General features: G+C 70.2%; 28 protein-coding genes. 8 read left to right on the top strand and 20 right to left on the bottom strand.

Annotated elements, in window-relative coordinates:
- Positions 1-1287 carry a transporter gene (locus JYK18_RS16555; protein ID WP_206802900.1) on the top strand — a complete coding sequence of 429 codons (1287 nt, stop codon included), beginning with the start codon at positions 1-3 and terminating at the stop codon, positions 1285-1287.
- On the opposite strand, the gene JYK18_RS16550 is transcribed toward JYK18_RS16555, so the two are convergent.
- The 3 genes from JYK18_RS16550 to JYK18_RS16540 form a co-directional block, all read right to left on the bottom strand.
- Entirely contained in the window at positions 1284-3575 is a 2292-nt protein-coding gene (locus tag JYK18_RS16550) for a PQQ-dependent sugar dehydrogenase (RefSeq protein WP_242579174.1), read from the bottom strand. The two genes, JYK18_RS16555 and JYK18_RS16550, sit on opposite strands and share 4 nt — an antisense overlap.
- A gap of 232 nt (positions 3576-3807) precedes the next feature.
- A complete protein-coding gene (locus JYK18_RS16545; RefSeq protein WP_206802899.1) occupies positions 3808-5235 on the bottom strand; it encodes a S8 family serine peptidase in 1428 nt (475 codons plus the stop codon).
- Positions 5236-5308: 73 nt separating this feature from the next.
- Positions 5309-5548: an SCO4848 family membrane protein gene (locus JYK18_RS16540; protein ID WP_206802898.1), complete on the bottom strand. Its 240-nt coding sequence runs from the start codon at positions 5546-5548 to the stop codon at positions 5309-5311.
- Positions 5549-5629: 81 nt separating this feature from the next.
- Between JYK18_RS16540 and JYK18_RS16535 the strand changes: the two genes are divergently transcribed.
- Complete coding sequence (locus JYK18_RS16535) at positions 5630-6883, top strand: serine hydrolase (protein ID WP_206804272.1); 1254 nt, start codon at positions 5630-5632, stop codon at positions 6881-6883.
- 9 nt (positions 6884-6892) lie between these two features.
- Here JYK18_RS16535 and JYK18_RS16530 read toward each other — a convergent pair whose 3' ends face one another.
- Both JYK18_RS16530 and yhjD read right to left on the bottom strand, forming a co-directional pair.
- Positions 6893-8167, bottom strand: a complete 1275-nt coding sequence (locus JYK18_RS16530) for an MFS transporter (RefSeq protein ID WP_307795925.1) — start codon at positions 8165-8167, stop codon at positions 6893-6895.
- A gap of 67 nt (positions 8168-8234) precedes the next feature.
- Entirely contained in the window at positions 8235-9269 is a 1035-nt protein-coding gene (gene yhjD, locus JYK18_RS16525) for an inner membrane protein YhjD (RefSeq protein ID WP_206802897.1), read from the bottom strand.
- 254 nt (positions 9270-9523) lie between these two features.
- On the opposite strand from yhjD, the gene JYK18_RS16520 reads away from it, so the two are divergent.
- A complete protein-coding gene (locus JYK18_RS16520) occupies positions 9524-10294 on the top strand; it encodes a Tat pathway signal sequence domain protein (protein WP_206802896.1) in 771 nt (256 codons plus the stop codon).
- Here the strand turns inward: JYK18_RS16520 and JYK18_RS16515 are convergent, their stop codons facing one another.
- From JYK18_RS16515 to trpS, 3 genes are read right to left on the bottom strand one after another with little or no spacing between them, the layout of a single operon-like run.
- On the bottom strand, positions 10295-11332 hold the full coding sequence (locus JYK18_RS16515; protein WP_206802895.1) for a CU044_5270 family protein: 1038 nt from the start codon (positions 11330-11332) through the stop codon (positions 10295-10297).
- Positions 11325-11879, bottom strand: coding sequence for an RNA polymerase sigma factor (locus tag JYK18_RS16510; RefSeq protein ID WP_206802894.1), 555 nt, complete (start codon positions 11877-11879; stop codon positions 11325-11327). Before JYK18_RS16510 ends, JYK18_RS16515 begins: the two co-directional genes overlap by 8 nt.
- A 57-nt stretch (positions 11880-11936) precedes the next feature.
- A complete protein-coding gene (gene trpS, locus JYK18_RS16505) occupies positions 11937-12956 on the bottom strand; it encodes a tryptophan--tRNA ligase (protein ID WP_206802893.1) in 1020 nt (339 codons plus the stop codon).
- A 170-nt stretch (positions 12957-13126) separates the two neighbouring features.
- Here trpS and JYK18_RS16500 point away from each other — a divergent pair, with 170 nt between their 5' ends.
- A complete protein-coding gene (locus tag JYK18_RS16500) occupies positions 13127-13885 on the top strand; it encodes a trypsin-like serine protease (RefSeq protein WP_206802892.1) in 759 nt (252 codons plus the stop codon).
- Positions 13886-14230: 345 nt separating this feature from the next.
- Here JYK18_RS16500 and JYK18_RS16495 read toward each other — a convergent pair whose 3' ends face one another.
- Both JYK18_RS16495 and JYK18_RS16490 read right to left on the bottom strand, forming a co-directional pair.
- Positions 14231-16762, bottom strand: coding sequence for a bifunctional FO biosynthesis protein CofGH (locus tag JYK18_RS16495; protein WP_206802891.1), 2532 nt, complete (start codon positions 16760-16762; stop codon positions 14231-14233).
- A 386-nt stretch (positions 16763-17148) separates the two neighbouring features.
- A complete protein-coding gene (locus JYK18_RS16490) occupies positions 17149-17451 on the bottom strand; it encodes a hypothetical protein (RefSeq protein ID WP_374195022.1) in 303 nt (100 codons plus the stop codon).
- Between the two features lie 207 nt (positions 17452-17658).
- On the opposite strand from JYK18_RS16490, the gene JYK18_RS16485 reads away from it, so the two are divergent.
- Positions 17659-18249 carry a dihydrofolate reductase family protein gene (locus JYK18_RS16485; protein WP_206802890.1) on the top strand — a complete coding sequence of 197 codons (591 nt, stop codon included), beginning with the start codon at positions 17659-17661 and terminating at the stop codon, positions 18247-18249.
- On the opposite strand, the gene JYK18_RS16480 is transcribed toward JYK18_RS16485, so the two are convergent.
- Complete coding sequence (locus JYK18_RS16480) at positions 18246-18881, bottom strand: HD family hydrolase (RefSeq protein ID WP_206802889.1); 636 nt, start codon at positions 18879-18881, stop codon at positions 18246-18248. The genes JYK18_RS16485 and JYK18_RS16480 overlap by 4 nt on opposite strands.
- A 176-nt stretch (positions 18882-19057) precedes the next feature.
- On the opposite strand from JYK18_RS16480, the gene JYK18_RS16475 reads away from it, so the two are divergent.
- A complete protein-coding gene (locus JYK18_RS16475; RefSeq protein WP_206804435.1) occupies positions 19058-19264 on the top strand; it encodes a hypothetical protein in 207 nt (68 codons plus the stop codon).
- 67 nt (positions 19265-19331) lie between these two features.
- On the opposite strand, the gene JYK18_RS16470 is transcribed toward JYK18_RS16475, so the two are convergent.
- The gene (locus tag JYK18_RS16470) at positions 19332-20129 is read right to left on the bottom strand and encodes an exodeoxyribonuclease III (RefSeq protein ID WP_206802888.1); all 798 of its coding nucleotides are present in this window, start codon (positions 20127-20129) and stop codon (positions 19332-19334) included.
- Between the two features lie 29 nt (positions 20130-20158).
- A complete protein-coding gene (locus JYK18_RS16465) occupies positions 20159-20653 on the bottom strand; it encodes an SRPBCC family protein (protein WP_206802887.1) in 495 nt (164 codons plus the stop codon).
- On the opposite strand from JYK18_RS16465, the gene JYK18_RS16460 reads away from it, so the two are divergent.
- Positions 20652-21383, top strand: a complete 732-nt coding sequence (locus tag JYK18_RS16460) for an MBL fold metallo-hydrolase (RefSeq protein WP_206802886.1) — start codon at positions 20652-20654, stop codon at positions 21381-21383. The genes JYK18_RS16465 and JYK18_RS16460 overlap by 2 nt on opposite strands.
- On the opposite strand, the gene JYK18_RS16455 is transcribed toward JYK18_RS16460, so the two are convergent.
- Positions 21384-21707, bottom strand: a complete 324-nt coding sequence (locus tag JYK18_RS16455; RefSeq protein WP_206802885.1) for an SH3 domain-containing protein — start codon at positions 21705-21707, stop codon at positions 21384-21386.
- 152 nt (positions 21708-21859) lie between these two features.
- The gene (locus JYK18_RS16450) at positions 21860-23083 is read right to left on the bottom strand and encodes an NADP-dependent isocitrate dehydrogenase (RefSeq protein WP_206802884.1); all 1224 of its coding nucleotides are present in this window, start codon (positions 23081-23083) and stop codon (positions 21860-21862) included.
- Between the two features lie 194 nt (positions 23084-23277).
- Between JYK18_RS16450 and JYK18_RS16445 the strand changes: the two genes are divergently transcribed.
- Complete coding sequence (locus JYK18_RS16445; RefSeq protein WP_206802883.1) at positions 23278-23640, top strand: DUF2203 domain-containing protein; 363 nt, start codon at positions 23278-23280, stop codon at positions 23638-23640.
- A 10-nt stretch (positions 23641-23650) separates the two neighbouring features.
- Here the strand turns inward: JYK18_RS16445 and JYK18_RS16440 are convergent, their stop codons facing one another.
- The 5 genes from JYK18_RS16440 to JYK18_RS16420 all read right to left on the bottom strand — a co-directional run bounded on the left by JYK18_RS16440 (position 23651) and on the right by JYK18_RS16420 (position 26881).
- Positions 23651-24127: a hypothetical protein gene (locus tag JYK18_RS16440; protein ID WP_206802882.1), complete on the bottom strand. Its 477-nt coding sequence runs from the start codon at positions 24125-24127 to the stop codon at positions 23651-23653.
- A gap of 70 nt (positions 24128-24197) precedes the next feature.
- Positions 24198-24782: an HhH-GPD-type base excision DNA repair protein gene (locus tag JYK18_RS16435; protein ID WP_206802881.1), complete on the bottom strand. Its 585-nt coding sequence runs from the start codon at positions 24780-24782 to the stop codon at positions 24198-24200.
- Positions 24783-24807: 25 nt separating this feature from the next.
- Entirely contained in the window at positions 24808-25623 is an 816-nt protein-coding gene (locus JYK18_RS16430) for an MBL fold metallo-hydrolase (protein WP_206802880.1), read from the bottom strand.
- Positions 25620-26192 (bottom strand): HhH-GPD-type base excision DNA repair protein, encoded by a 573-nt coding sequence (locus tag JYK18_RS16425; RefSeq protein WP_206802879.1) that lies wholly within the window; start codon positions 26190-26192, stop codon positions 25620-25622. Before JYK18_RS16425 ends, JYK18_RS16430 begins: the two co-directional genes overlap by 4 nt.
- 44 nt (positions 26193-26236) lie before the next feature.
- On the bottom strand, positions 26237-26881 hold the full coding sequence (locus JYK18_RS16420) for a spermidine synthase (protein WP_206802878.1): 645 nt from the start codon (positions 26879-26881) through the stop codon (positions 26237-26239).
- Between the last annotated feature and the right edge of the window lie 5 nt (positions 26882-26886).

Here is a 26886-nt window from a genome sequence, read left to right as displayed (position 1 = left end):
ATGGGTATCGCGATTGTGGCCGTGATGGCCGTGGGGGTCGGGCTGATGCTGACCCGCAAGATCCCGACCGCGTTCGCGCTCGGGTTGCTCGCCGTGGTGATCGCCGCGTTGTCCGGGGCGAGCCTGCTGGGCAAGGAGAACAGCATCACCGGCTCGGTGCTCCAGACCGGCTCGGCGATGCTCGCCGCGACGATGATCGCGGTGCTGCTCGGCTCGTGGCTGGGCGCGCTGATGGAGGACACCGGGATCGCCGCGACCCTGGTGCGCAAGATCGTCGAGTTCGGCGGGGAACGGCCGGCCGTGGTCGCGCTCGGCGTGTACGCGGTGGCGATCCTCTGCGGCAGCATCACCGGCTCGGCGCCCGCCGCCATGCTCGCCGGGGTGGTCGGCATCCCGGCGATGATCGCGGTCGGCGTCACCCCGGTGGTCGCCGGTGGCACCGTCCTCATGGGACTCGCCACCGGGCTGCCGCTGGAACTGATCGGCTGGCAGTTCCTCTCCGACGCGGTGGACCTGCCGATCGAGCAGGTGCGCGAGTTCCAGCTGAAGGTGTTCCCGATCGCGCTGCTGGTCGGCGTTTCCTACGTGCTGATCGAGACCCGCCGCACCGGCGCACGGCATGCCTGGGCGGTGCGCGCCCCACGCCGGTCGCGAGCGGCCGCTCGGGAACGCCGCGGTGACGCGCCCTGGTACGCGCTGCTCACCCCGCTGCTGCCGATCGTGCTCGCGCTCGGCCTCGAAGTGCCGATCGTGCCGTCGTTGCTGGTGGGGCTGGTCTACGGGCTGCTGACCACCACGCGGCCCGGCAAGCTCGGCGAGCGCGCGCTGCGGTCGCTGTACCGGGCCTTCGACGTGGCGGCCCCGCCGATCGTGTTGTTCATCGCGATCGGGATGCTGCTGTCCGCGGTGAAGCTGCCGGGCGCGGTGAGCGCGCTGCAACCGCTGATCTCCGCGGTCAGCCCGGCCGGCGCGGTGTGGTTCGTGCTGGTGTTCGCCGTGCTGGTGCCGCTGTGCCTGTACCGCGGGCCGCTCAACGTGTACGGGCTGGGCGCCGGGGTCGCCGGGGTCCTCGTCTCCGGCGGGATCTACCCGGCGCCCGCGGTGCTCGGGCTGATGTCCTCCTACGGCCAGGTGCTCTGCGTTTCCGATCCGACGAGCACCCAGACGGTGTGGAGCGCGCAGTACGCGGGTGTGCGCCCCGAGAAGGTCATGCAGTCCACGCTCCCGTACACCTGGGTGATGGCCGTCGGCGGGCTGGTGCTGACGGCCATCCTGTTCCTCGGTTAGCAGGGATTGAGCAGCCAGCAGAGCCGGAAGTTCGCCCGGTAGGTGGTCGGGGTGGCCGGGGCCACCACGTTGTGCGCCCTGGCCCCGCCGTCGGACCACGAGGTCCAGGCGTACTTCCAGTTGTTGGGCGGCACGTTCTGCGGGCTGTTCGCGCTCACCGAGTTGTTCGAGCCGACGATCACCGTGCGGCTGAACGGCGTCCGCTGTTCGATCCCGCCGACGGTGAGCAGGGCCTGGCTGGGCTGCGAGGTGAAGCTCAGCGCGACGGTCCTCGGTTGCAGGTCCACCGTCTTCGACCCGGTCCGGCCCGAGGAGTCCGTCGCGGTCAGCGTCAGCTGCAGGTACGACGGGTACTCGTGGTCGGGGGCGACGAACGAGCCGCTCGCGACGCCGTTGAAGTCCTGCACGTTGTGCGTGTGGCAGGTGCCGTTGGCAGCGCAGTGCCGGATCGCCAGGCGCCACGACAGCGCGGAGGCGGGCAGCTCACCGTCCTGGGCGTCCGCCGCCCGGCCGGCGAACGGCACGGTCTGGCCGACGTGCCAGTTCAGCGCGGTGGTCGGGGTGTCGATCACCGGCACCGGGTTCTCGCCGGGTGGGTTCCCGACGGTCACCGCCACCACGGTGGTGGCCGAGGCGCCGGCCGGATCGGTGACGCGCAGGCCGACGTTGACCACGCCCGCGGTGGTGTAGGTGCGGGCCGGGTTGACCGCGGTCGAGTCGTCGTACTGGCCGTCGGCGTCGAGGTCCCAGGCGTAGGTCAGCGCGCCGCCCTCGGGATCGCTCGACCCGGCGCCGTTGAACTGCACCGCGAGCGGGGCCGGTCCGCTGGCCGGGGTCGCCGTGGCCACCGCGGTGGGCGCCTGGTTGCCGCTGCTGTAGGTCACCCGGCGCAGCTGTCCGGCGCCGAGCGCGACGTAGAAGATGTCACCGCCGGGTCCGCTCAGCACCTGCACCGGCACGTTCGCGCCGGTCACGAACGGCACCAGCCGGTTCGCGCTCGGCTGCCCGGCTTCGGTCTGCATGGCCCAGATGCAGCCGCGCGAGGAATCGGCGAAGAAAAGCGCACCGGAATAGGCCGGTGGGTAATTGCTACCCGTTTCGAAAGCGATTCCGCTGACCGAGGAACCACCGGTCGGACACGGATCGGTGGCCACGACCTTCGCGCTGTGGTTGTAGGCGTAGTAGGGCGCGGTCTGGCCACCCGCGGAATAGAGCGATTCGCAGCGGGTCAGGTTCGCGCCGTCGTAACCGGACTGCCGCGCGGTGCCCTCGAAGCACGGCCAGCCGAAGTTCTCCGCGACCGGGTCGGCGGCGTTGGGGATCCGGTTGATCTCCTCCCAGGTGCCCCAGCCGACGTCGCCGGACCAGAGTTCGCTGGTGCCCGGCCGGAAGCCGAAGCGGAACTGGTTGCGCATGCCGTAGGCGACGATGCGGCGGGCGTTGGCGTCGGCGCTGCTCGCGTACGGGTTGCCCGGCATGCCTTCGCCGGTGTCCGGGTTGATGCGCAGGATCGCGCCGTTGAGCAGGACCGGCTGACCGGCCGGGCGCCGCACCGACTGCGAGCGCAGCGCGCCGCCCTCGGCGTTGGGCGGGGCCAGGTTCGTGCCCGCCGGGGAAGGCGGGTCGCCGCAGAGGTTCTTGACCTGGCCGTAGTCGGTGAAGTTGAAGCTGGCGCCGTCGCCGCCACCGGCGTACAGCGCGCCGTCCGGGCCGAAGGCCAGCGAGCCGATGGAGTGGCTCGGGTACTGCTGGCACCACTCGGTGATCAGCGGTTTCTCGCTGACCGCGGTGCCCGCCGAACCCATCGTCAGCTGGGACACGCGGCCGGTGACCACGCACCCGTCGTCGGTGGCGCCGGGCGGGGTCGGACAGGTGTCACCCCAGCGCGGCGCGGTGCCGCCGGGCATGGCGTCGTAGGTGTAGGAGACGTAGACGTAGGGCCGGGCCGGGAAGGCCGGATCGACGGCGAGGCCGAGCAGGCCGCGGTCCCAGAAGTCCTGGGTCTGCGTGCGGAGATCGGCGAACACGGTCGCGGTGGTGTCGGCGAGCGAGTCGAAAACCTTGACCAGACCGCTCTTCTCGGCGATGAACACCCGCCCGTCCGGCGCGAACGCGGCCGCCGTCGGCGAGGAGAGCCCGCCGATCGCCACCGAATCGGTGAACCCGGCGGGCACCGCCGCGGTGGCGTGCGGCACCACTGGTGCGACCACCGCGGCGAGTGGTAGGACCAGCCCCAGTGCCAGGGCTCTTCGGGTGGTGCGCAGGAAGGCAGGACGGCGTAACCCCATGACCCCAACTCCTCGACTCCGACGGCAGGGAGAGAATCGCGACTCCTGCCCGTATGGCGGGAAATGGGCGCAATTTGTTACAGGGCCATTCGAGGGATTCGAACCTGCACCGGGTTCCGCTGCCGCGATATTTACCCTGGCGATCAGCGGCGCGAGCTGCTACCCGGAAAACTGAATGGGGCCTCCCCCGCACCCGGCGAGGAAGGCCCCATTTACCGCATTTCGTCAGTGATTACTTCACCGCGCGCAGGGCGTTCACCAGACCACGGCCGTAGAAGGAGTTGTGGTGGTCCGGCCCGACGCACTCGGCGGCACCGCCGCACGAAACCGGGTCGGCTTTTGCCTGGAGCAGGAAGGAAAGCGCCTGCGGCGGCACGTGCCGGTACTTGCTCGCCAGCAGCGCGGCCACGCCCGCCGCGTGGGGCGAGGCCATGGACGTCCCGCACTTCGTGCCGTACTGCCCGTTGAACACCGTCGAGAGCGGGCAGCCAACGCCCTCGCCCGGCGGCGGCAGCTGCGCCCGGTCACCACCCGGCGCGGTCACCTCGATCTGCCCCTTGCCGTAGTTGCTGTACGACGCCTTGGTCCCGTTGTAGCCCACCGACGACACCGTCACCACGCCGTCCATGCCCTTCGGCAGGATCTCGCAGCTGGGGTCCACCGGGTGCGGGCGGTTCGGGTCGGTGGTCTGGGCCTTCGGGTCGAACCCGCTGTTGCCCGCCGCCGCGATGTTCAGCACGCCCTTCTTCTGCGAGTACGCCACGGCCCGCGTCACCGCTTCGAACGCGGCGGCGTCACCGGGCTGCTTCGGGCAGTAGAACATGCCGGGGTCGATGTAGTAGCTGTTGTTCGTCACCTCGAAGCCCTGCTTCGCGGCCCACATGAAGCCGCACACCGCGGCCTCCGGGTAGATCAGCCCGTCGTCGTTGACCACCTTCACCGAGGCGACCTTCACCCCCGGCGCGACACCGGTGAAGCCGCGGGCGGTGTCCTTGCCCGCGATGGTGCCCGCCACGTGCAGGCCGTGGTCGGAGGTGGTGGTCACCCAGCTGGCCGGGTCGGCGTCCGGCGCACCGGAGTTGCAGCCGCGCGAGGCCTTGGCGTCCACCGCGTGCTTGAGCCCGGGGTGCTCCGGCTCGACGCCGGAGTCGAGCACGCCGACGGTGACCGACTTGCTGCCCGGGTTGACCTTGTTCGCCTCCGGCGCCTTGATCGCGCGCATGTCCCACTGCTGCTCGGTCAGGTCGCCCTCGGCGGCCACCGTGACGGTCTCCTCGTTCTCCCGCTCCGAGCGCGCCTCGGCACGCATCTCGGCGGCCGTGGTGGTCGGCGGCTCGGCGACCTCGCGGCTCCCCGAATAAGCGCGGAAAGCGCCGATCTTCTCCTGGAAGTCGGCATTGCGGGAAGTGGCGACCGCTACCCCGATTTCACCGTAGTAAGCGACTTTCGAACCGCATTTCGCGGCCAGTTCCTTGTCCACCTGCCACTGGGAAGTGTGCGGCTGGTAGATCACCACATAGGTGTACGCCGCACTCGTCGTGTCGCACTGCGGAGCGGCTTGCGCGGCAGGCTGCGCCAGCGCGACCGGTGCCAGCGCACCGGTGCCGGCCAGCGTCAGCGCGGCGGCGGCAGGCAGCAGCCATCGTCGGACCCGGGACATCCACACCTCCAGGAAAGGGCCTGAGCATCAGGCACACCCGGAAGATGAAACACGGCCGATCACGCCGGAGCAATCATTCTTTGGTCTGGTTCCGCGCGCGCCACCCGCGCCAGCCGATGATCCCGATGATCGTGCCGAGCACGAAGGAAACCACGGTGAGCACCAGGTGCACGACGAAGTAGGCGGTGGGCGAGCCGTCCGGCGCCCAGGCCCGGTCGCTTTCCCACAGGTTCCGCGCGAAGGTCACCCAGATGATCCACGACCACCCGCCGAACGCCAGCAGGAACAGCGAGGTCCGTCCCGACATCCTCATATTGGCGGAGGGTAGTTCATCGCTCACCAGGGGCGCAGATAGCCTGCTGGGGTGCGCAGCTCACGCGATCTCCTCCTCGTCATGGTGTCCGCGATCCTCACCGCGGCGACCGTGCTCGCACCCGCCGCCGGTGCGCAGGCCACGCCCAGAGCACCGGAAAAGCAGAGCTGCGCGAGCGACCGGGCGGTGCCCCCGCCGCCGGTGGACACCTCCGAGGTGCCCAAGCCGGGCCAGAAGGCACCCGAGCCGCTGCCGGTACCGGCCACCCCGGTCGGCGGTGACCGGATGGGCGAGTGCGGGCTGGTGCTGCCGCGCGGGGCGGGCGAACCGCCCGCGGTGATCAACTCGGCCTCGTGGGTGATCCAGGACCTCGACACCGGCGCGATCCTGGCGGCGAAGGACCCGCACGCCCGGCAGCGGCCGGCGTCGCTGATCAAGGTGCTGCTGGCGCTGGTGGCGGTCAACGAGCTGGACCCGAAGCGGATGGTCACCGCGTCGGCCGAGGACGCCTCGCAGGAGTGCACCTGCGTCGGGCTGGTCGCCGGTGGCCAGTACACCGTCGAGCAGCTGCTGCAGGGCACGCTGATGCACTCCGGGAACGACACCGCGCACGCGCTGGCGACCACGCTCGGCGGGGTGCCCGCCACGCTGGAGAAGATGAACTCCGCGGCCGAGCGGATCGGCGCGATGGACACCCGCGCCGCCACGCCGTCCGGTTTGGACGGTCCGGGCATGTCCAGCTCGGCCTACGACCTGAGCCTGATCTTCCACTACGCGATGAAGCAGCCGGTCTTCGCGAAGGCGGTCGCCACCCGGCAGATGCAGTTCCCCGGCTGGGGCGACAAGCCGAGCTTCCCGCTGTACAACGACAACAAGCTGCTCAGCATCTACGACGGCTTCCTCGGCGGGAAGACCGGCTTCACCGACGACGCGCGCCACACCTACCTCGGCGGCGCCGAGCGCAAGGGCAAGCGGCTCGCGGTGGTGACCATGCGCGGTGAGCAGAAGCCGATGCGGGTCTCGGACCAGGCGGGCAAACTGCTCGACTACGGCTTCGAGCTGGCCGCGTCGAAGCCGGAGCCGGTCGGGCAGATCACCTACCGCGAGGGCGGGCTGCAGCCGGGCGGAAACCCGCAGGCCGGGCCGGACCTCGGTGAAGACCCGGCGAAGTCGGCCGCCGCGATGAGCCAGGAGGACCCGTTCGGCACCACCGGGTGGATCATCACCCTGGTGGTCGCGGTGATCATCATCGCCGGGTTCGTCGTGGGCCACCGGCGGAAGCGCGCCGCCCTGCTGGCCGAGCAGACCGACGTGCTCCCGCGCATCCGCGACTGAGCCGTCCGGTCAGGAGTCCTTGCAGCAGTCCTCGCGAACGGCGTCCTGCGCCTTGTGCTCGTCCGGTTCCGGCTTCGGCAGGGTCTCCGGCGCGACGATCCAGAACAGCACCGAGAGCCCGGCCACCGCGCCGGTGATGGCGAACGCGGCCCCGTAGGACCATTGCTCGGCGATCACCGCGGCGACCAGCGGGCCGGTCACCGCGCCGATGTCGGCCGCCATCTGGAAGCCGGCCAGCACACCGCCGCCGCGGGCCTTGACGCCGAGCACGTCGGCCACCGCCGCGTTGTGCGCCGGGTTCACCGTGCCCGCGCCGATCCCGGCCAGCATCGAGGCGCCGAGGAACAGCCACACGTTGTCGGTCAGCCCGAGCACCCCGCTGCCCACCGCCAGCATGACCAGCCCGGCCAGCGCCATCGGCTTGCGCCCGCGGGTGTCGGCGAACCGCCCGGAGATCATCATCACCAGCACGTTCCCGGCGGCGAACACGGCCAGCGCGAACCCGGTGAACTCCTCCCCGCGCGCCAGCACGGCCACGATGAACAGCGGGATCAGCGAGCCCCGCACGCCGAAGACCACCCAGCCGTTGGCGAAGTTCGACATCAGCGAGGCGCGGTAGGCCGGGTGCCGCAACGCCTCGGTGAACTTCATCTGCGGTGCGGTGGTGTCGTCCTCGGCGCGCCCGGCCAGCTCGGACCGGCGCAGGTTCAGCCAGACCAGCACCACCACCAGCAGCAGCGCCAGCCCGTAGATCAGGAACGGCGCGCGCAGCGACACCGCCACCAGCCCGCTGCCCACCACCGGCCCGGCGATGCTGCCGAGCAGGAAGCTGGTGCCCCACAGCCCGGACACCCGCCCGCGCAGATCGGGCGGCGAGATCCGGATCAGCAGGCCGATCGCGGACACGGTGAACATGGTCGAGCCCACCCCGCTCAGCGAGCGGAACAGCAGCAGGTGCCAGTACTCGGTGGCGGCCGCGCAGGCCAGCGTGAACACCGCGACGATGAGCAGGCCCCACAGGTACACCGGCCGTTCCCCGAACCGGGTGACCAGCCTGCCGCTGGCCGGGGCGAACACCAGGCGCATCGCGGCGAACGCGCTGACCACCACCGAGGCGGCGGTCACCCCGACGTTGAAGCTGGTGGCGTAGCTGGGCAGGGCGGGCGCGATCAGGCCGTAGCCGATGGCGATCAGGAAGCTGGCACCCACCAGCACCCAGATCTCGCGGGGGTAGCGGAACTTGGCGGGGGTCGCCCGCGCTGCGGTCAAGTCGGTGTCGGTCACTCTCACCCCATCGTGTGGAAATCTCACCGAGCATAAGCGCCGGGATGGGGTGTGTTTCTTCCGGTTTCTACGGACGTGGACGCTTGCGCCTGGTCAGGAGGCCGAAGAGGGCACCGACGCCGAACGCCCCGGCGACCACCTTGCCGCCCGGTCCGCGCCGCACGTCCATCCGCGGCCGGATCACCACCGGCGCCGGCGGCTCGACCACGCGCAGCTCGTTCTCCTTCGCGGTGGCCGTCCACGCGGTGACGAAGAGCAGGAAGCGCGAGACCAGGTTGGCGAAGAACAGCAGGCCGAGGATCGGCCCGAAGAGCACGGTGCTCGGCGAGGTGGAGACGAAGCCGAGGTAGACCGTGGTGACCTGCTTGAGCACCTCGAAGCCGATGGCGGCGATGATCGCGCCCTTGACCGCGCTGCGGGCGCTGACCCGCTCGCGCGGCAGCCGCGCGATCACCCACAGGAAGACCAGCACGTTCGCGGCCAGCGAGAGCACGATGGTGGCCAGCCGGAGGAGGAACACCGCCCACGCCTGGTCCTGCAGGCCGACCAGTTCGAGCAGCAGCTTGCCGACCCCGCTGCCCGCGGCGGTCAGGCCGAACGAGACCACCAGCGCCAGCCCGAGCCCGACCAGCGACACCAGGTCCTTCAGCAGGGTCGGCAGCAGCGGCGTCTGCTGCTTCTCCTGGCCCCACTGCGCGGTCAGCGCGTCCCGCAGGTTGGTCATCCAGCCGACGCCGGAGTACAGCGCCAGCACCAGGCCGAAGATCCCGGTCCCGGCGCCGGCCTGCAGCGCGGTCTCGACGATGGTGGACAGGAAGTCGCCGAGGCCGTCCGGCGCGGATTCGGTGATGCCGGTCTTGAGTTTGTCGAGCGCGGCCTGGTCGCCCTGCAGCACCATGCCCGCGATGGAGAAGCCGACCATCAGCAGCGGGAACAGCGAGAGCACGCTGAAGTAGGTGATCGCCGCCGCGTAGTGGTTGCCGTAGCGCTCGGTGAACGCCTCGTTGGCTCTGACCACGTGGTCCAGCCCGGCGTACTTGCGGCGCAGGCGCGGCAGCAGTTTGTCTTCTTCGGACTTTCCCTCAGCTTCTCGCTTCGCCACGGACAAACGCTAGCTACCCTCCTTGGGGCTCGCAACGCGAGGACTCACCCACCTCGCGGGGAACTCCACCGCGATCGGTTTTGCTTGGTGCGGCGGGGAAACGGCCGTGCTGGTTCGCCGAGGCCGGAATCGGGTACCCAGTGTCCGGCCGGTGGCTGTGGTGGGTGTTGACGGGAAACCGGATTCGGTGCTGTGATGCGTTCGCGAAAGCGTTTTCTCCCGTCACCGCCGCCAGGGAACGAGAGGGATCGGCCATGCCCGCAGGCGGAATCGACCGGCGCACCGTGCTCACCACCGCACTGGCGCTCCCCGCGATGACCACGCTGACCGCGGTCCCGGCGCACGCGGCGAGCTGGCAGCTGCGCTGGAACCCCAGCCCCGGCAGCGCCGGGCTGAACGCCTTCGAAGGCATCGAGGACGACCGCGCCGACTCGCACCCCGGCGTCACGCACATCTACCCGCAGGGCGAGACCTACCGCTTCGACATGCACACCCAGGACCGCGACACCGCCACCGACCGGCAGCGCCAGGAGGTGCGCGGCATGCGGCAGAACGGGACCGTGCTGAACTGGAAGAACGGGGAGACCTGGAAGGTCACCTACCAGATGTTCATTCCGTCCAGCCTCCAGGCGACGACCAGCTTCACGCACGTCTTCCAGACCAAGATGCCCGGTACCGGCACCAGCCCGCTGACGGTGATGTCGCTGCGGCACACCGGCGGCAGGCAGACCATCGAGTTCAAGATCTTCGAACCCGAGGTGCTCGTCGGCCGGGTCGACCTGCCGCCGTTGCAGAACAAGTGGATCGACGTGGAGATCGAGCAGCGGGTCGGCAACTCCGGCCGGGTCCGCTGGATCCTGCGCGACGGCGGCACCACGGTGATCGACGCCGCCAAGAACGGCGACACCTATCTCAGCGACGTCATCCGGCCCAAGTGGGGCATCTACCGCTCGCTCAGCGACTCCGCGCACCTGAAGAACTGCCACCTGCTGCTGCGGAACCTCAAGGGCTATCAGTACGTGTGATCACTTCGACGGCTCGATCCCGAGCCCGTCGACGACGGCGGTGGTCACCGAGGTGTAGCTGGACACCGTGTCGTCGTCCGGCTTGCTCTGGCGTTCGCCGATGAACTGGCCGGTGCCGGGATCGACGATGATCTCGTACAGGTGCCCCTGGGCTTCGACCCCGAGGCCCACGCCGAGCCTGCCGTCGAGATTGGCGTGCTCGTCGCGGATCTCGAGACCCGGCACCATGGCCAGTGCCCGGTAGAGGTTCACCCGGTCCGCGGCCGGGATCAGGCCGCCGCGGAGCATGTCCCCGGCGAGGACCACCATCTGCTGGTCGGGGGACTTGCCCTTGCCCGCGGTTTCCGCGCGCATCCAGTCGTGGAACGCCGCCGGGTCGTCCGGCAGCGCGGTGACCTGTGCCGGGGTCGGCCGCAACCAGCCGGACAACCCCTGGCACCGCTGCGCCGGTTCGAGGTCGAAGTCACCGCATTCGGCCCGGCGCTCCGACACGCTCGGCCCGGCCACCGACCGCTCGGCCGGGGTGAGGTCGGCCTCGCTGCCCTTGACCCACTGGCGCTTCCCGGTGTTCCGCGAACGCTGGAGCCATTCCTGCTTCCAGTCGGCGGGTGCCCAGAGCTGGCTGACGTACTCCGCGAGGTACTCGTTCCCGTTCTCGTTCATCGACAGGCCCCACATGTGGGTTTCGACGTACCGGAACTGCCCCGGCCCGACCGGCTGATCGGCCGCCCCGATCCGGTCCGCGGCGGTGTTCAGCACCGCGGCCGCCGCCCCGGGCGTCTCCCAGAACGGCAGGGCGGGCACCACCACGGCCGCGGTGGTCACCGCCGCGACCGTGGCGATCGCCATCGCCCAGCGCCGACGCCTGCGCGGGGGCCGCGCGGGCCGGTCGGCGGGCGCCGGCTCCCCCGCCACGCTCGCCAGCTCCGCCCGCGCCTTCGCCAGGGCCCGCTCCCCCGCGGGCACGTCGGCGTTCAAGGTCGCCAGTGCCAGGTCCAGTTCCTCTTCCGACCACATGGGCCGCACGTCCTCAGCCACGGGGTGCCTCCTTGCGCAGGTGCCGACGGACGCGGTGCAGCCGGGAGCGCACCGTGCCGACGGGGATGTCGAGTGCCTCGGCGGCCTCGTTGGTGGTCAGCCCGGCCCAGGCGATCAGCAGCAGCACGTCCCGGTCGCCGGGGGCGAGCGCGGCCAGCGGCCCGGCCAGTTGGCGCGCCGCGGTCTGGGCGTCGACCCGTTCGGCGACCCGGCCGGCATGGCTGTCGACCGAGTCCGGTGCCTGCTGGGCGCGCAGAGCCCGCACCTGGTCGCGCACGTGCCGGCGCAGCAGGTTGGTGGCGATCCCGTAGAGCCAGGACCGCACGGCGGCACGCAGGGGGTCGTAGCGGTGCCGCTGGTGCCAGGCGATCAGGAAGGTCTCGCTGACCAGGTCGTCGGCGACCGCCTCCCCGATCCGGCGGACCAGGTAGTGCCGCAGCGGGGCGGCGTGCCGGTCGAACAGCAGGCCGAACAGGCGCCCCGGCTCCGGCCCGGTCAGATCGGGCCGGTCCAGGCGCACCGGGGAGTCGGCGGGCTCGTCGGTCATCACACTCACACCGACTATTGCCACCAGACGGCCGCGACGTTCACGGCCGTTGTGCGATCAGGCCAGGAAGCCGATGCGGTCGTAGACCTTGGCCAGGGTGACGGACGCGACCTCACGCGCGCGCTCGGCCCCCTTGGCCAGCACCTTGTCCAGCTCGGCCTGGTCGTCCAAATAGGACTTGACCCGCTGCTGCACCGGCGTGACGAACTCGACCAGCACCTCGGCGAGGTCCTTCTTCAGATCGCCGTAGCCCTTGCCCTCGTACGCCGTCTCCAGCTCGCTGATCCCGCGCCCGGACAACGCCGAGTAGATGCTCAGCAGGTTGGCCACCCCGGCCTTGTTCTCCTGGTCGAAGACCACCTCACGGCCGGTGTCGGTGACCGCGGAGCGGATCTTCTTCGCCGAGCGCTTCGGGTCCTCCAGCAGCTCCACGATCCCGTTCACCGCGGACGCCGACTTGCTCATCTTCGCCGTCGGGTCCTGCAGGTCGTAGATCTTCGCGGCTTCCTTGACAATGTGCGGCTCCGGCACCACGAAGGTCTTGCCGAACCGGTTGTTGAACCGCTGCGCCAGGTTCCGCGACAGCTCCAGGTGCTGGCGCTGGTCCTCGCCGACCGGCACCGCGTGCGCCTGGTAGAGCAGGATGTCCGCGGCCTGCAGCACCGGGTAGGTGAACAGCCCGACGCTGGCGCGGTCGGTCCCCTGCTTCTGCGCCTTGTCCTTGAACTGGGTCATCCGGCTCGCCTCGCCGAAGCCGGTCTGGCACTCCAGCACCCAGCTCAGCTGCGCGTGCTCGGGCACCTGGCTCTGCACGAACAGCGTGCTGCGGTCGGGGTCGACGCCGAGCGCGAGCAGCTGCGCGGCGGACACCCTGGTGCGCTGCCGCAGCACCTTCGGGTCCTGCTCGACGGTGATCGCGTGCAGGTCGACCACGCAGTAGAAGGTCTCGTGCGTGTCCTGCAGGCGCACCCACTGCCGCACCGCGCCCAGGTAGTTGCCCAGGTGGAACGAGTCGGCCGTGGGCTGGATCCCGGACAGCACGCGAAGACGGGTGTTCTGCTCCTGCTCTGTGGACACCCCCGGATTCTGTCATCCCCGCAGGTGCGCCGGTTACGCGGATGGCCCACGACCAAAGTCTTAAACGGTTAAACAGCACCTACTTCCGGCGGTCGTCGCGTCCGGTGCGGATTTCTAGCGTTTGTACTACCTCCGGTTCCCCCTTCCGGACACGGCGAAGGAGAAACTCCATGAAGTTAAGGTCCCTGCTGGCCGGCGTGTTCGTCGCCGGTGTCACCGCGCTCGGTGGCCTCGCCGCGCCCATGGCGTCCGCCGACACCGCCGCCGAACCGGCGGGTGGCGTCACCCCGTTCATCGTCGGCGGCGGCAACGCCACGCAGGTCTACTCGTTCATGGTGTCGCTGCAGAGCTCCAGCGGCGGCCACTCCTGCGGCGGCTCGCTGATCAGCTCGACCTGGGTGGTCACCGCGAAGCACTGCGGCACGCCGTACCAGGTGCGCGTGGGCACCACGAACCGCACCAGCGGCGGCACGGTGGCCCGCGTCGCGCAGCGCATCGCGCACCCGAGCGCCGACCTGGCGCTGCTGCGCCTGCAGACCGCGGTGCCGCAGGCGCCGATCACCATCGCCTCGACCTCAGGCGCGGTGGGCACCGCCACGCGGATCATCGGCTGGGGCCAGACCTGCCCGCAGCCGGGCGGCTGTGGCGCGCCGATCACGCTGCAGGAGCTGAACACCTCGATCGTCGCCGACAGCGGCTGCTCCGGCATCAACGCGGCGAGCGAGATCTGCACCGGGAACCCCGGTGGCAACAAGGGCGCCTGCTACGGCGACTCCGGCGGGCCGGAGATCAAGCAGGTCAGCGGCACCTGGCAGCTGATCGGCGCGACCAGCCGCTCCGGCGGTGGCTCGGTCTGCGCGACCGCGCCGTCGATCTACGTCGACGTGCCGTACTTCCGCAACTGGATCAAGACCAACAGCGGGGTCTGACGGGGCCCGGCCCGCGCCGCACCACCGTCCCCTCGGGCGGCGCGGGCCGAGCAACCCGGTCAACGCCCCTTCGGGCAACGAGAAGACCGCTTCCAGGATCGCCACCGCCCGGAGCGACTCAGGTCGCTCCGGGCGGCTGCGTCCGCTGCGCCAGTAGCTCAGGGTGGTCAGGCTGACCCGCACACCGTGCCGGGCCAGCCGGTGCCGCACCCGGTCCAGGCTGAGCCCGCTGCCGGTGATCGCGCGGTCCAGTGCCGCCGGGAAGGCCTCGCTCTGCGCCGTTCGCATGCCAGCGAGACTGGCTCGGCGTAGAACAACAAACAATCCGGAGCCGGTACCTAGAAATTACCCAACGGCCAGCAGGCGCCGCCCGTACGTGGTGGTGCGCTGGCTCGCCGGGCGCCCGGCGAGCGCGGCCAGGTGCTCCAGTTCCGCCTTGGTCCGCGAGGAACCGTGCTCGGAACCGGCCATCCGCGAGATGGTCTCCTCCATCAGCGTGCCGCCGATGTCGTTCGCCCCGCCCCGCAGCACCTGCGCGGTGCCCTCGTCGCCGAGCTTGACCCACGAGCACTGCACGTTGTCGATCCGGCCGTGCAGGGCGAGCCGCGCGAACGCGTGCACCGCGCGGTTGTCCCGCATGGTCGGCCCCGGCCGGGCCACGCCGGCCAGGTAGATCGGCGCGTTGTGGTGGACGAACGGCAGGCCGACGAACTCGGTGAACCCGCCGGTGTCGTCGGCGATCCCGGCCAGCACGCGCAGGTGCCCGAGCCAGTGGCCGGGGTGGTCCACGTGGCCGTACATCATCGTGCTGGAGGACTGGATGCCCAGCCGGTGCGCGGTGCTCACCACGTCGACCCAGGTCTGCGCCGGCAGCTTGCCCTTGGTCAGCACCCAGCGGACGTCGTCGTCGAGGATCTCCGCCGCGGTGCCCGGGATCGAGCCGAGCCCGGCGTCGCGCAGTTCGGTCAGCCACTCCTCGATGCTCACCCCGGCCTTCGACGCCGCCGAGACGATCTCCATCGGCGAGAACGCGTGGACGTGCATCTCCGGCACGGCCGCCTTGATCGCGCGCACGATGTCGGCGTAGTAGGTCATCGGGAGCTTCGGGTCGATGCCGCCCTGCATGCAGACCTCGGTGGCACCGGCGTTCCACGCCTCGACGGCACGCGCGGCCACCTCGTCCACCGAGAGGCGGAAGGCGTCGGCGTCGCGCTCGCGCTGGGCGAAGGCGCAGAACCGGCAGCCGACGTAGCAGACGTTGGAGAAGTTGATGTTCCGGTTGACCACGTAGGTGATGTCGTCGCCGACCACGTCCGCGCGCAGGTCGTCGGCCAGCCGCGCCATCGTCTCCAGCGCCTCGCCGTCGGCGGTGAGCAACGCCATCGCGGCGTCGGTGTGCCGCGGTTCGAGCAGCGCGCCCGGGTAGTCCGCGGCCAGCCGCAGGCCCTCGCGGACGTCGGTGCTCAGGCGCTCGGGCGCGGTCGGCACCTGGGTCTTCAGGATGTCCCAGTCGCCGTAGACGCTGTCGAAGTCCCCGCGGCGGTCGCTGGTGCGGCCCTCGGTGTCGATCGATTCGTTGAGGTCGGCGCGGCCGATCGTCTCCAGCCCGCCGTCCGGCTCCTGCCAGGTGTGGCCGACGACCTCGGCGTCCGGGTTCGCCATGCCGTCGGGCAGCGCCAGCGCGCCGACGTGCGGGTGCACCCGGACGTCGAGCCACTTCTCCGCTTCCCGCACGTACTTCGGGTAGACGGCGAGGCGTTCCTTCAGCTCGAACCCGGCTTCGCGGGTGGCGTCGGCGAGCACGTCGATCCGCGGCCACGGGCGTTCGGGGTTGACGTGGTCCGGGGTGACCGGCGAGACGCCGCCCCAGTCGTCGATCCCGGCACGCATCAGCAACGCGAGTTCGTCGCCGACGAGGTTCGGCGGGGCCTGCACGCTGACGCCGGGCGGCATCAGCAAGCGCGCCACGGCCACCGTCGCGGCCAGTTCGGTCAGGTCCAGGTCGGGCGCGGACCGCATGGCGGTGTCCGGCTTGGCCCGGAAGTTCTGGACGATGATCTCCTGGATGTTGCGGTACTGGCGGGCGCGCTGGCGGATCGCGTGCAGCGCCTCGGCCCGTTCGGTCTTGTTCTCGCCGATGCCGACCAGGATGCCGGTGGTGAACGGCACGCCGCTGCGACCGGCGTCGTCGAGCACCCGCAGCCGGACCGCGGGCTCCTTGTCGGGGCTGCCGTAGTGCGGGCCGCCCTTCTCCGACCAGAGCCGCTCGGCGGTGGTCTCCAGCATCATCCCCATGCTCGCCGCGACCGGCTTGAGGCGCTGGAACTCCGCCCAGCTGAGCACGCCGGGGTTCAGGTGCGGGAGGAGGCCGGTCTCCTCCAGCACGGCGATCGCGCAGGCCCGCACGTAGTCCAGGGTGGAGTCGTAGCCGCGCTCTTCGAGCCACTGCTTGGCTTGCGGCCAGCGGTCCTCGGGCCGGTCGCCGAGGGTGAAGAGCGCCTCCTTGCACCCGGCGGCGGCGCCGGCGCGCGCGATCTCGAGCACCTCGTCGCGTTCGAGGTACATCGAGTGCAGCTTGCCCGGCACGGTGACGAAGGTGCAGTAGTGGCAGCGGTCGCGGCACAGCCGGGTCAGCGGGATGAACACGCTGCGGCTGTAGCTGATCACGCCGGGGCGGCCGTGGTCGGTCAGGTGGGCGTCACGCACCTTGGCCGCGGCGGCGAACAGCTCTTCGAGTTGCTCGCCCCTGGCGTGGAGCAGGACGCTGGCCTCGGTGACGTCGAGGGCGACGCCGTCAGCGGCCCGGCGCAAGGCCCGGCTCAGTGCCGACGGACTCGGCTGCGGATCAGGCGGGGTGAGGAACACGCTCTGGGCCATGATCGCGAGCCTACGGCCGCCTCCGCGCGGCCGGTAAGGGCTTCTGCTGTGAGAGAAGACTCCGGCGGGCGGGAATAAACGGAGGTCGGGCCGGTGACCCACGACTCGTTCCGGTGACCCGACTGCTCCAGTCCAGTGACTGGCTCAGCCCGCAACCGGCGACGCCAGCCCGCTGGCTGGCGGCTCACCCTCACGACCGGCGGCCCCAGTCCGGCTCACCCTCGCCATCGGCGAGCCAGCCAGGCGGCCACCTGCTCAGCCCTTCGCCATCAGTGGACCGGGCCCGGTGACCAGCACATCGCTTCCGGCGACCAGCTCTGGTGACCGGGGAGTCACCGCGGTCACCGGTCAGTTCGATGACCGGGCGACCAGGGAGTTCAGCGGGATCAGTGCGGCGACTGCGTCGGGGCGAGGGCGGGTTCCTCGGCCAGCACCGGCTCCGGCTGCTGCGCGGCGCGAGCCTTCTTCCGCTGGCGCAGCACACCGGCGGCCATGCCGAGCACCCCGAGCACGACGGCCACCAGGCCGACCGGCCCCAGCACGCCGAAGGTCATCGCCTCCGGCTCCGGCCGCGCGGCGGCGGCGTTCGCCATGCCGAGCGTGCCGCAAAGCAAGCCGATCACCAGGGTGACCGCGACGGCGGCCAGACGCGTGACGGACCGCATCAGGCCTGGCAAAGAGTTGCGCACCGGAGTGCCTCCTGCGACGAATGCTGCCCCGTTCGAGGGACGCTTGCCGTGTTGATGGTCAAAAAGCTACCGAGCGTGTCAAGCCCGGCTCCTTCCGCTCAACTTCGGAGGAGAGGGTAGCGAGGCCGGGCGACCGGGCACACACCCCCCTTGCAACCACTCCACTTGAAGTACTACAGTCGTCGTGGTTCAAGCGAAGGAGTTCCCATGCGAAAACTGACCTACCTGGTCGCCACCTCCATCGACGGCTACATCGCCAAGGCCGAGGGCGGCGACCCCACCGGCGTGCCGGGCTTCTTCGTCAACGAGGGGGACCACAACGAGGCACTGCTGCGCGACTACCCGGAAATGATCCCGACGTTCGCGCGCCCGATGTTCGACCTCGGCGACACGCCGAACAAGGAATTCGACACCGTGCTGGAAGGCCGCAAATCCTTCGAAAACGGCCTCGCGGTCGGGATCGACGACGCCTACGAGCACCTCCGGCACCTCGTTTTCTCGACCACCATGACCGAGCCGCCCGGCAAGGTCGAACTGGTCACCACCGACCCGGTGGAAAAGGTGCGCGAGCTGAAAAAGGAGGACGGGCAGAACATCTGGCTCGTCGGCGGCGCGACGCTGGCCAACGCCCTGCGCGACGAAATCGACGAGATCGTGGTGAAAATGCACCCGGTGGTCGCCGGGGCCGGAATGCCCATGTTCAGCGGGGAATTCCGGCCCGAGCGGTACCACCTGAGCAAGCACGCGGCCTATGAGTCAGGGGTGATCGTGCTCACCTACAGCCGGATCGAATCCTAAGTAGACGGTGCAACCCAGCCGCGCCGCTCGCCTTCGGCGATCAGCGTGCTCGCCGCCGCCCACAGTTCCGCGGACGCGTCGCCGATCACGGCCTTGCGTTCCCGGACCGTGGCGGCGGTGACGCCGGGCGTCTGCCAGGTGCCGCCCTTGGCCAGCCAGTTCAGCAGGAGCGGTTGCATCCGGTCCATCGCCTTGGCGAATCGCGCTTCCGGCGTTTCCCGCGCTTCGAATTCGTCCCAGAGCGCGCGGAAATGGGCGGCCTGGTCATCGGGCAGCAACCCGAACAGCTTTTCGGCGGCGGCTTCTTCGCGCTCCTGCTGACTTTCGCGGCCGTGGTCGTCGTAGAGCGGGGTGTCGCCCGCGTAGATCTCGACGAGGTCGTGCACCACGACCAGTTGCACGGTGCGCCCGAGGTCGATCGGCTCGTCGGCGTATTCGGCGAGCACGGCGACCATCAGCGCGAGGTGCCAGGAGTGCTCGGCGTCGTTCTCGCGCCGCTCGGCCGCCGCGAGCGGGGACTGGCGGAGCACGGTCTTGAGCTTGTCGGCCTCGGCGAGGAAGGCGAGCTGGCCCACCAGCCGCGGCGGCAGCCCGTCGGGCAGGGGATTGCTGGTGATCAGGGGTTCGTCCACACCCCGAACGTTCGCAAATCGCACACCGCGGTGTCGAGTTCGTTAACGCCGTTCACCCGGGTGTTTCGTGATCGCTAAGCCTCGGTTTCCGGCCTTGTTGGGACTGGATGGCCGTGCGCATGCTGCTGTTCGGGCGAGCGACCGTTCGCCCGAACCCAGCAGAGAGGACGAGAAGCATGCGCACTTCCCGCCGGAGCAACGCCCAGCGCTGGACCCTGCGCGGCCTCGCCGTGGGCGCCGCCGTGCCGTTCGCCGCACTCGCACTGAGCGGCTCGGCCTCCGCCGCCGAACTCACCCCGATCGCCGAGTACCTCGACGCCACCATCGCGAGCACGTCGAAGGCCCTGATCTCCGCACTGGCCACCCTGCTCGGCGTCTCGTAGCGCACCGCGTCACGAATGTGGCTTTCGGGACGCGCCACGTCTCGAAAGCCACATTCGTGACACCGGCTCAGATGTTGTAGACGGCGGTCACCGGGGCGTGGTCGGACCAGCGCTCCGCATAGGTGGCCGCGCGCTCCACCTGGATGGACTCGCACCGGTCCGCCAGGCCCGGGCTCGCCACGTGCAGGTCGATCCGCCACCCCGCGTCGTTGTCGAAGGCCTTGCCCCGGTACGACCACCACGTGTACGGGCCCGGCCCCTCCGGGTCCAGCCGGCGCTGCACGTCGGCGTACCCGGCCTCCTCGTAGACGCGCCCCAGCCACGCCCGCTCCTCCGGCAGGAAGCCCGAGTTCTTCCGGTTCGTCCGCCAGTTCTTCAGGTCCACCTCGGCGTGCGCGATGTTCCAGTCCCCGACCACGAGCACCTCGCGCCCGTCGGCCTCGGCCTTGCCGCGCAGGTCGGTCAGGTACGGCAGGAACGCGGCCATGAACCGCTCCTTCTCCTCCTGCCGCGGCGTGCCGACATCCCCGCTGGGCAGGTACAGGCTCGCGACCACCACCTCGGCGAAGGTGGCCTCCAGGTACCGCCCGCTCTCGGCGAACTCCGGCGCGTCGAAGCCGATCCGCACCGACTCCGGCTCGACCCGGGAGTACAGCGACACCCCCGCCCGGCCCTTCTGCTCGCACGGCGCGTGGAACGCGTGCCAGCCCTCCGGCTCACGCACCTCGTCCGGCAGCAGGTCGGTTTCCGCGCGCACCTCCTGGCAGGCGACCACATCCGCGCCGGTGGCGGCCAGCCACTCGACGAACCCCTTCTTGGCCGCGGCACGCATTCCGTTGACATTCACAGTGGAGACGGTGAGCACGCCGGGAGGCTACCCGCCGCCCCGACAGTTCACGCGCCGAGCCGCTCCGAGAGGTCGGCCTCGTACCGGCCGGCGATCTTGCGCAGCTGCGGCCCCATCAGCGGTTCCAGCAGCTTGAGCGGCCCCTTCGTCTCGATCGCGACGTCGCAGACCACCTCCGTGCCCGCATCCACCGATCGGATGTGCCAGGCCCCCGACACGGTCACCGGCCCGCGGTCGAGCGTGCGGAACGCCACCTCCCCCGGCGGATCGGCCCTGGTCAGCTCGACCTCGCTGGCCGTCTCCTTGCGCCCCGGCCGCACCCGCTGCCGGTACCGCGCGCCGACCCGGCCCACCTCGCCGGAGACGAGCTCCGAGGTCAGCACGTCGAACCGCCATTCGGCCTGGTGCGTGAAGTCCGCGAGGTACGCGTACACCTCGTCGGCTGGCCGCCGCGTCACAACCTTCGTCTGCACGTTCTTCATGCCGCTGAAGTCGCGGATCCGGCCGGTTTCGCCACAGTCCACCTGGGAGGATCGCCGCATGGCGCGATTGACGGTGCTCGGCAGCTGCGGCGCGTACCCCGAACCCGGCCGGGCGTGCAGCGGGTTCCTGCTGGACCACCACGGCTTCCGGGTGGTGCTCGACCTCGGTTACGGCACCTTCGCCCGGCTGCTGGAGCACGTCCCGGACGGCGGCGTGGACGCGGCGGTGATCACGCACGCCCACCCCGACCACTGCTCGGACCTCAGCGCGCTCGGCCGCATCCGCGCCTACAACGACGGCGGCAAGGTCCCCCTCTACTGCCCACCAGGCGTGCTCGACGTGCTCCGCGCGGTCGAGCCGAACCCCGATCCCGCCGAGGTGTACGAGTTCCACGAACTGTCGACCACCACCTCGGTGGGGCCGTTCACCCTCCGCACCTGGCGCCTGCCGCACCACGTGCCGAACTGGGGCGTGCGGCTGAGCCTGCCGGACCTCACCGTCGCCTACACCGGCGACAGCGGTCCCGATCCCGCGCTGGCCGAGCTGGGCGCGGACGCGGACCTCTTCATCGTGGAATCGACGCTGCAAGGACCATCGCCGCGAACCCAGCCGCGTTATGTGATGACCGCGACCGAAGCCGCGGGCTGGGCGGCTCGCGCGGGCGCGAAACGCCTGCTGTTGACGCACTTCTGGCCGGGCAGCGACCGCCGGGTCTCCGCGCGCGAGGCGGACGGGGTGTTCGACGGGGAGGTCCTGCTGGCCGAGGAGGGGCTCACCCTGGAGCTGTGATCAACCGCAGTTCGCGCCGTCCATCGGCTTGAGGAACTCGGTGGCCGCCCAGCGGTCCTGGGCGATCATGCGGAACCCGTTCTGCACCACCGGGTGCGCGTCGGTCTGGGCGTCCTGCTTGAACTTGCCGACGATCTGGGCGTTGTCGGCCGGCTGGGACCGGACGTTCAGCACGTCGGCGGTGACCGTCATCCGGCAGCCGGTCGGCCCACCGCCGCCGCTGGCCTCGGAAGCCCGCTTGTCCGCGCCCATCACGTAGATGATGCCAATGCCGACGACCACCGCGATCGCGATCAGGATCTTCTTCGGTATGCCGAGTACCACCGGTGCTCCTCAGTGCTCGCGAGATCCCCCGCAAAACCTGGTCCCGACCAGGGTAGACGGAGAGTTGATCGAGAGACAGGAGCGACCGGGACAACCACCCAGGGAGGCCAACGCCGTGACCGGCCGGTCACCCTGGGTGGTTGCTCGGGTGGTCAGCCCTGGGCGACCTTCTTGGCCAGGTTCTCGTCCAGCGTCGCGAGGAACTCCTCGGTGGTCTGGAACGGCTGGTCCTTGCCGACCAGCAGCGCGAGGTCCTTGGTCATCTTGCCGCTCTCGACGGTCTCGATGACGACCTGCTCCAGCTTGTTCGCGAAGCCGATCAGCTCGGCGTTCGAGTCCAGCTTGCCGCGGTGCTCGAGGCCCCGGGTCCAGGCGTAGATCGAGGCGATCGGGTTGGTCGAGGTCGGCTTGCCCTGCTGGTGCTGGCGGTAGTGCCGGGTCACCGTGCCGTGCGCGGCCTCGGCCTCGACGGTCTTGCCGTCCGGGGTGCGCAGCACCGAGGTCATCAGGCCGAGCGAGCCGAAGCCCTGTGCCACCGTGTCGGACTGCACGTCACCGTCGTAGTTCTTGCAGGCCCAGACGTAGCCGCCCTCCCACTTCAGCGCCGCGGCGACCATGTCGTCGATCAGGCGGTGCTCGTAGGTCAGGCCCTTGGCGTCGAAGTCGGCCTTGAACTCGGCGTCGAAGATCTCCTGGAACACGTCCTTGAACATGCCGTCGTAGGCCTTGAGGATGGTGTTCTTGGTCGACATGTAGACCGGCATCTCGCGGTCGAGGCCGTACTGCAGCGACGCGCGGGCGAAGTCCTCGATCGAGCGGCGGTAGTTGTACATGCCGATCGCGACGCCGCCGCCCTCCGGGTACTGGGCGACCTCGAACTCCATCGGCTCGGAGCCGTCCTGCGGGGTGTAGGTCAGCGTCAGCGTGCCGGGGCCGGGGACCTTGAAGTCGGTGGCCTTGTACTGGTCGCCGTGGGCGTGGCGGCCGATGATGATCGGCTTGGTCCAGCCGGGGACCAGCCGCGGGATGTTCTGGATGATGATCGGCTCGCGGAAGACGACGCCGCCGAGGATGTTGCGGATGGTGCCGTTCGGGCTCCGCCACATCTTCTTCAGGCCGAACTCCTCGACCCGCGCCTCGTCCGGGGTGATGGTGGCGCACTTCACGCCGACGCCGTGGCGCTTGATGGCGTTGGCCGAGTCGACGGTGATCTGGTCGTCGGTGCGGTCCCGCTCCTCGATGCCCAGGTCGTAGTACTCGAGGTTCACGTCCAGGTAGGGGTGGACCAGCTTGTCCTTGATGAACTGCCAGATGATGCGGGTCATCTCATCGCCGTCGAGTTCGACGACGGTCCCCTCGACCTTGATCTTGGCCATGAGCAGCGGTGCTCCTCTCGCGGGTCTTCGCGTCTCTATGCACGTCTCGTGGTAGCGGTACAAGCGTACTGGTAAATCCGGGCGGGGTGTGGCCGCACCCTGGTTACTCAGCAGTAATAGAGCGCGGAGGCTTTCGTCGGCATCCAACCAGGGCGCGATCGGGGCCGCCAACCGCGACTGGCACCCTCGTGGGCATGGGACTGTTCACGGTGCCGGAGGCGCGGGCGGAACTCGAGCAGCTGAGGCCGTGCATCGAGGAGTTGATCACCCTGCGCGCGGACGCGGCGGAGCTGGCCGCGTCGCTCACCCCGGAGGGGGCGGCGACCGCACTGGGCGGCCTCCCGGAGCTGAAGGCGGCGCAGGCGCGGCTGGACGAGCTGATGAGCACGATCCAGGGGACGGGCGCCGAGCTGAAGGGCTTCGCACCCCTGCTGATCGACTTCCCGGCCGACCTGGACGGCATCCCGGTGCTGCTGTGCTGGCTCGAAGGCGATGAGGGCCTGACCTGGTACCACCGGGCGGATCTCGGCTTCGCGGGTCGCCGCCCGCTGCCCTGACGGGCGGGCCTCAGTCGCCGAGGGACAGGGTGACCAGTCCGGCCTTGGCGTCTTCCGCGGTAACCGTGATCTTGCCGCGGTGACTCACCTCGACCTGGTAGAACTTCTCGCCATCCGGCACGTCTTCGACCATGAGGGAATACGAGCAGGAACTCGACGCGCTTTTCCCGGGTCCCAGGCTCCCGTCGCCGACCACATTGCCCGAAGCGCCGTAAACGGTGACCGAAGCTCCCGCGCGAATATCCGAATAGCCGCCGGATCCCCGGCAATCGTTGATCGCGGTTTTGCTGTCGTACAGCGTCATCGAGCCACGCAGGGTGAAGGAGTCCGGCGTGGAGGTCGAACCGGCGATCGTGACCAAACCCCAGGTGCCACCCAGCAAAGCAGCGCCGGAAACCACGCCCACGGCGAAAGTGAGCCACGAAATCCGGCGCTGCGGGGGCGGCGCGGGAGCCACCGGAACGGCGTGCTGAACATCGCTCGACATGTGTGCTCCCACCTCTCAAGCCCATTGTTGGCTTGAGAGTCGGCGCGCGATCGCGAGTTGTTACGCGGAGTCAGCCCGTCTTTTTGCCCGCGGCTTTGGTGGCCTTCTTGAACGCGCGCACCTCGGCCAGCGTTTCGGGGCTGGTGACGTCCGCGATCGAGCGGCGCGAGTCCTCTTCGCCGTAAGCGCCGGCGGCCTCGCGCCAGCCGTCCGGTTGGACATCTCGTTGTTTTCCGAGCAGCGCCAGGAAGATGCGCGCCTTCTGGTCCCCGTAACCGGGCAGGGCCTTCAGCCGCTTCAGCACCTCCTTGCCGGTCGGGGCGCCTTCGGACCAGATCGCGGCGGTGTCGCCGTCGTAGTGCTCGACGATGAACTGGCACAGCGCCTGGATCCGCTTCGCCATCGAACCCGGGAACCGGTGCACGGCGGGCGGCGTGGCGCAGAGCGCGGCGAACGCCTCGGGGTCGTGCTCGGCGATCTTCGCCGCGTCGAGGCGGTCGGTGCCGAGGCGGTCGGCGATCTTCTTCGGCCCGATGAAGGCGACCTCCATCGCGACCTGCTGGTCCAGCAGCATCCCGGTGAGCAGGGCCAGCGGATCGGCGGACAGCAGCTCGTCCGCCGCCGCGTCGCCGGTGAGGTGCAGCGTGCGCGTCATGCGGCCCAGGATCGCACGCGCGGGGTCACAGGTGCCGGTGCACCGCGTGGTGGTGGACGACGAACTCGGCGAACACGTGGACGCCGTGCCTGCCGTCCACCTTCGCCAGCGCCGCGCGCAGGTCCCGCAGGTGACCGGGAGTGAGCTGCAACGGCGGCTCGTCCGGCTGATAGGTCGACCCGATCGGGTAGTCGACGCCCGGCTCCGAGGTCATCTCGATGTGGCACCCGAGCACGTGCGAAACCTGCTTTTGCCCGCAGAAGCCGATCAGCCGGTCGATCGTGGCGGTGTAGGCGGGCAGGTCGAAGACGTACAGGCGGCCCGGGTACAGGGTGTCGCCGGTGAACAGGATCCCGGTCTCGCGGTCGTAGAAGACCACGGCGGCGTCCTGGTGCCCTGGTCCGGGGATCAGGTCGAGCACGCGGCCGCCGAGGTCGAACTGCCGGACGTCCTCCGGCCAGTCCCGGAAGCCGAAGAACTCGATCACGTCGGCGCGGTCACGGCCGACGACCGTGGTCCGCGGCCGGTCGGCGAACTGCCCGTCGGCGGCGACGTGGTCACCGTGACCGTGCGTGTGCGCGACCACGAGTTCGCGATCACCGATCAGGTCATCGACGGTGGCACGCAGCGGGAAGTGCGCCGGATCGGCGGTGGCGCCGGTGTCCAGGAGCAGCGCCCGCTCGTCGCCGATCAGCAGGAACAGGAACGGCGCCTCGTAGTTCAGCGCCTTGTTCTGGCGGAGGATCAGCGTCCGGTCGTCGTAGGCGTGCACCTGCAGCGGCGGTGCGGTGTCGAACTTCGGCACCGGGTGGCCGGGGTGCCAGCGGACGTCGAGGTTCACCGGGCCGCTTTGGCCTTGGCGGCCTTCTTGAACGCGCGCACCTCGGCCAGCGACTCGGGGCTGGTGACGTCGGCGATCGACCGGTGCGAGCCCTCGTCGCCGTAGGCGCCGGCGGCCTCGCGCCAGCCTTCGGGCTGGACGCCGCGCTGCTTGCCGAGCAGGGCCAGGAAGATGCGCGCCTTCTGGTCGCCGAACCCGGGCAACGCCTTGAGCCGCTTCAGCACCTCCTTGCCGTCGGGCTTGCCCTTCTTCCAGATGCCGTCGGTCTTGCCGCCGTAGTTCTCGACGATGTGCTGCGCCAGCGCGTGCACGCGGCGCGCCATCGAACCGCCGTAGCGGTGGATCGCCGGCTTCTGCACGCACAACTCGACGAACTCCTCCAGGTCCGCCTCGGCGATCTTCGTGACGCTGAACCCGTCCATCCGATCCGCGATCTTGCGGGGCCCGATGAAGGCGATCTCCATGGCGATCTGCTGGTCCAGCAACATCCCGGTGAGCAGGGCGAACGGGTCATCGGAGAGCAGCTTGTCCGCCGCGGCGTCCCCGGTCAGGCGAAGTTTGCGCGTCATGAGCAGATCCTGACACGCCGACGCGCAGGGGGACAGTGTGCGCGTCAGACGCGGGCGATCCAGACCACGTCGGGTTCGCCTCGGGGGACCGGGATTTCGAGCACCCGCACCTCGTTGAAGCGCTTCCGCAGGCGCGCGGTGAACTCGTCGCTGGCTTCGGCGCTCCACACCGCCAGCACCCCGCCGGGGCGCAGGCGGGCGGCCAAGCTGTCCAGGCCCGCCGGGCTGTAGAGCGAGGCGTTGCCCGCCGTCACCGTCCACTTCGGACCGTTGTCGATGTCCAGGCACAGGGCGTCGAAGGTTTCCTCGGTCTCCCGCAGCCACCGCACCAGATCCGCCTCGACGACGGTGACGCGCGGGTCGGCGAGCGCGTCACCGTGCACCTCGCGCAGCGGGCCCGTGCGGTTCCACTCGATCACCGCCGGTTCCCGCTCCACCACGAAGATCTCGCCCACCCCGGCGTGGTCCAGCGCCGCCCGCAGCGAGTAGCCGACGCCCAGCCCGCCGATCAGCAGGCGCGCCCGCCCCGGCACCAGGTCCGCGGCCACCGAAACCAGCAGCCGCTCCGACTCCCCGTTGCGGGTGTCCATCAGGAACACCCCGTTCGCGATCACCTCGAAATCCGCACCCGCCCGGCGCAGCACGAGCTGACCGCAGACTCCCTCGACTTCCGCGAGCACCTCGGTCACCCGCC

Source organism: Amycolatopsis sp. 195334CR, assembly GCF_017309385.1.
Lineage (GTDB): Bacteria > Actinomycetota > Actinomycetes > Mycobacteriales > Pseudonocardiaceae > Amycolatopsis.
Note: the sequence above shows the minus strand (reverse complement) of the source record. Positions and strands in the feature narration are given on the sequence as shown.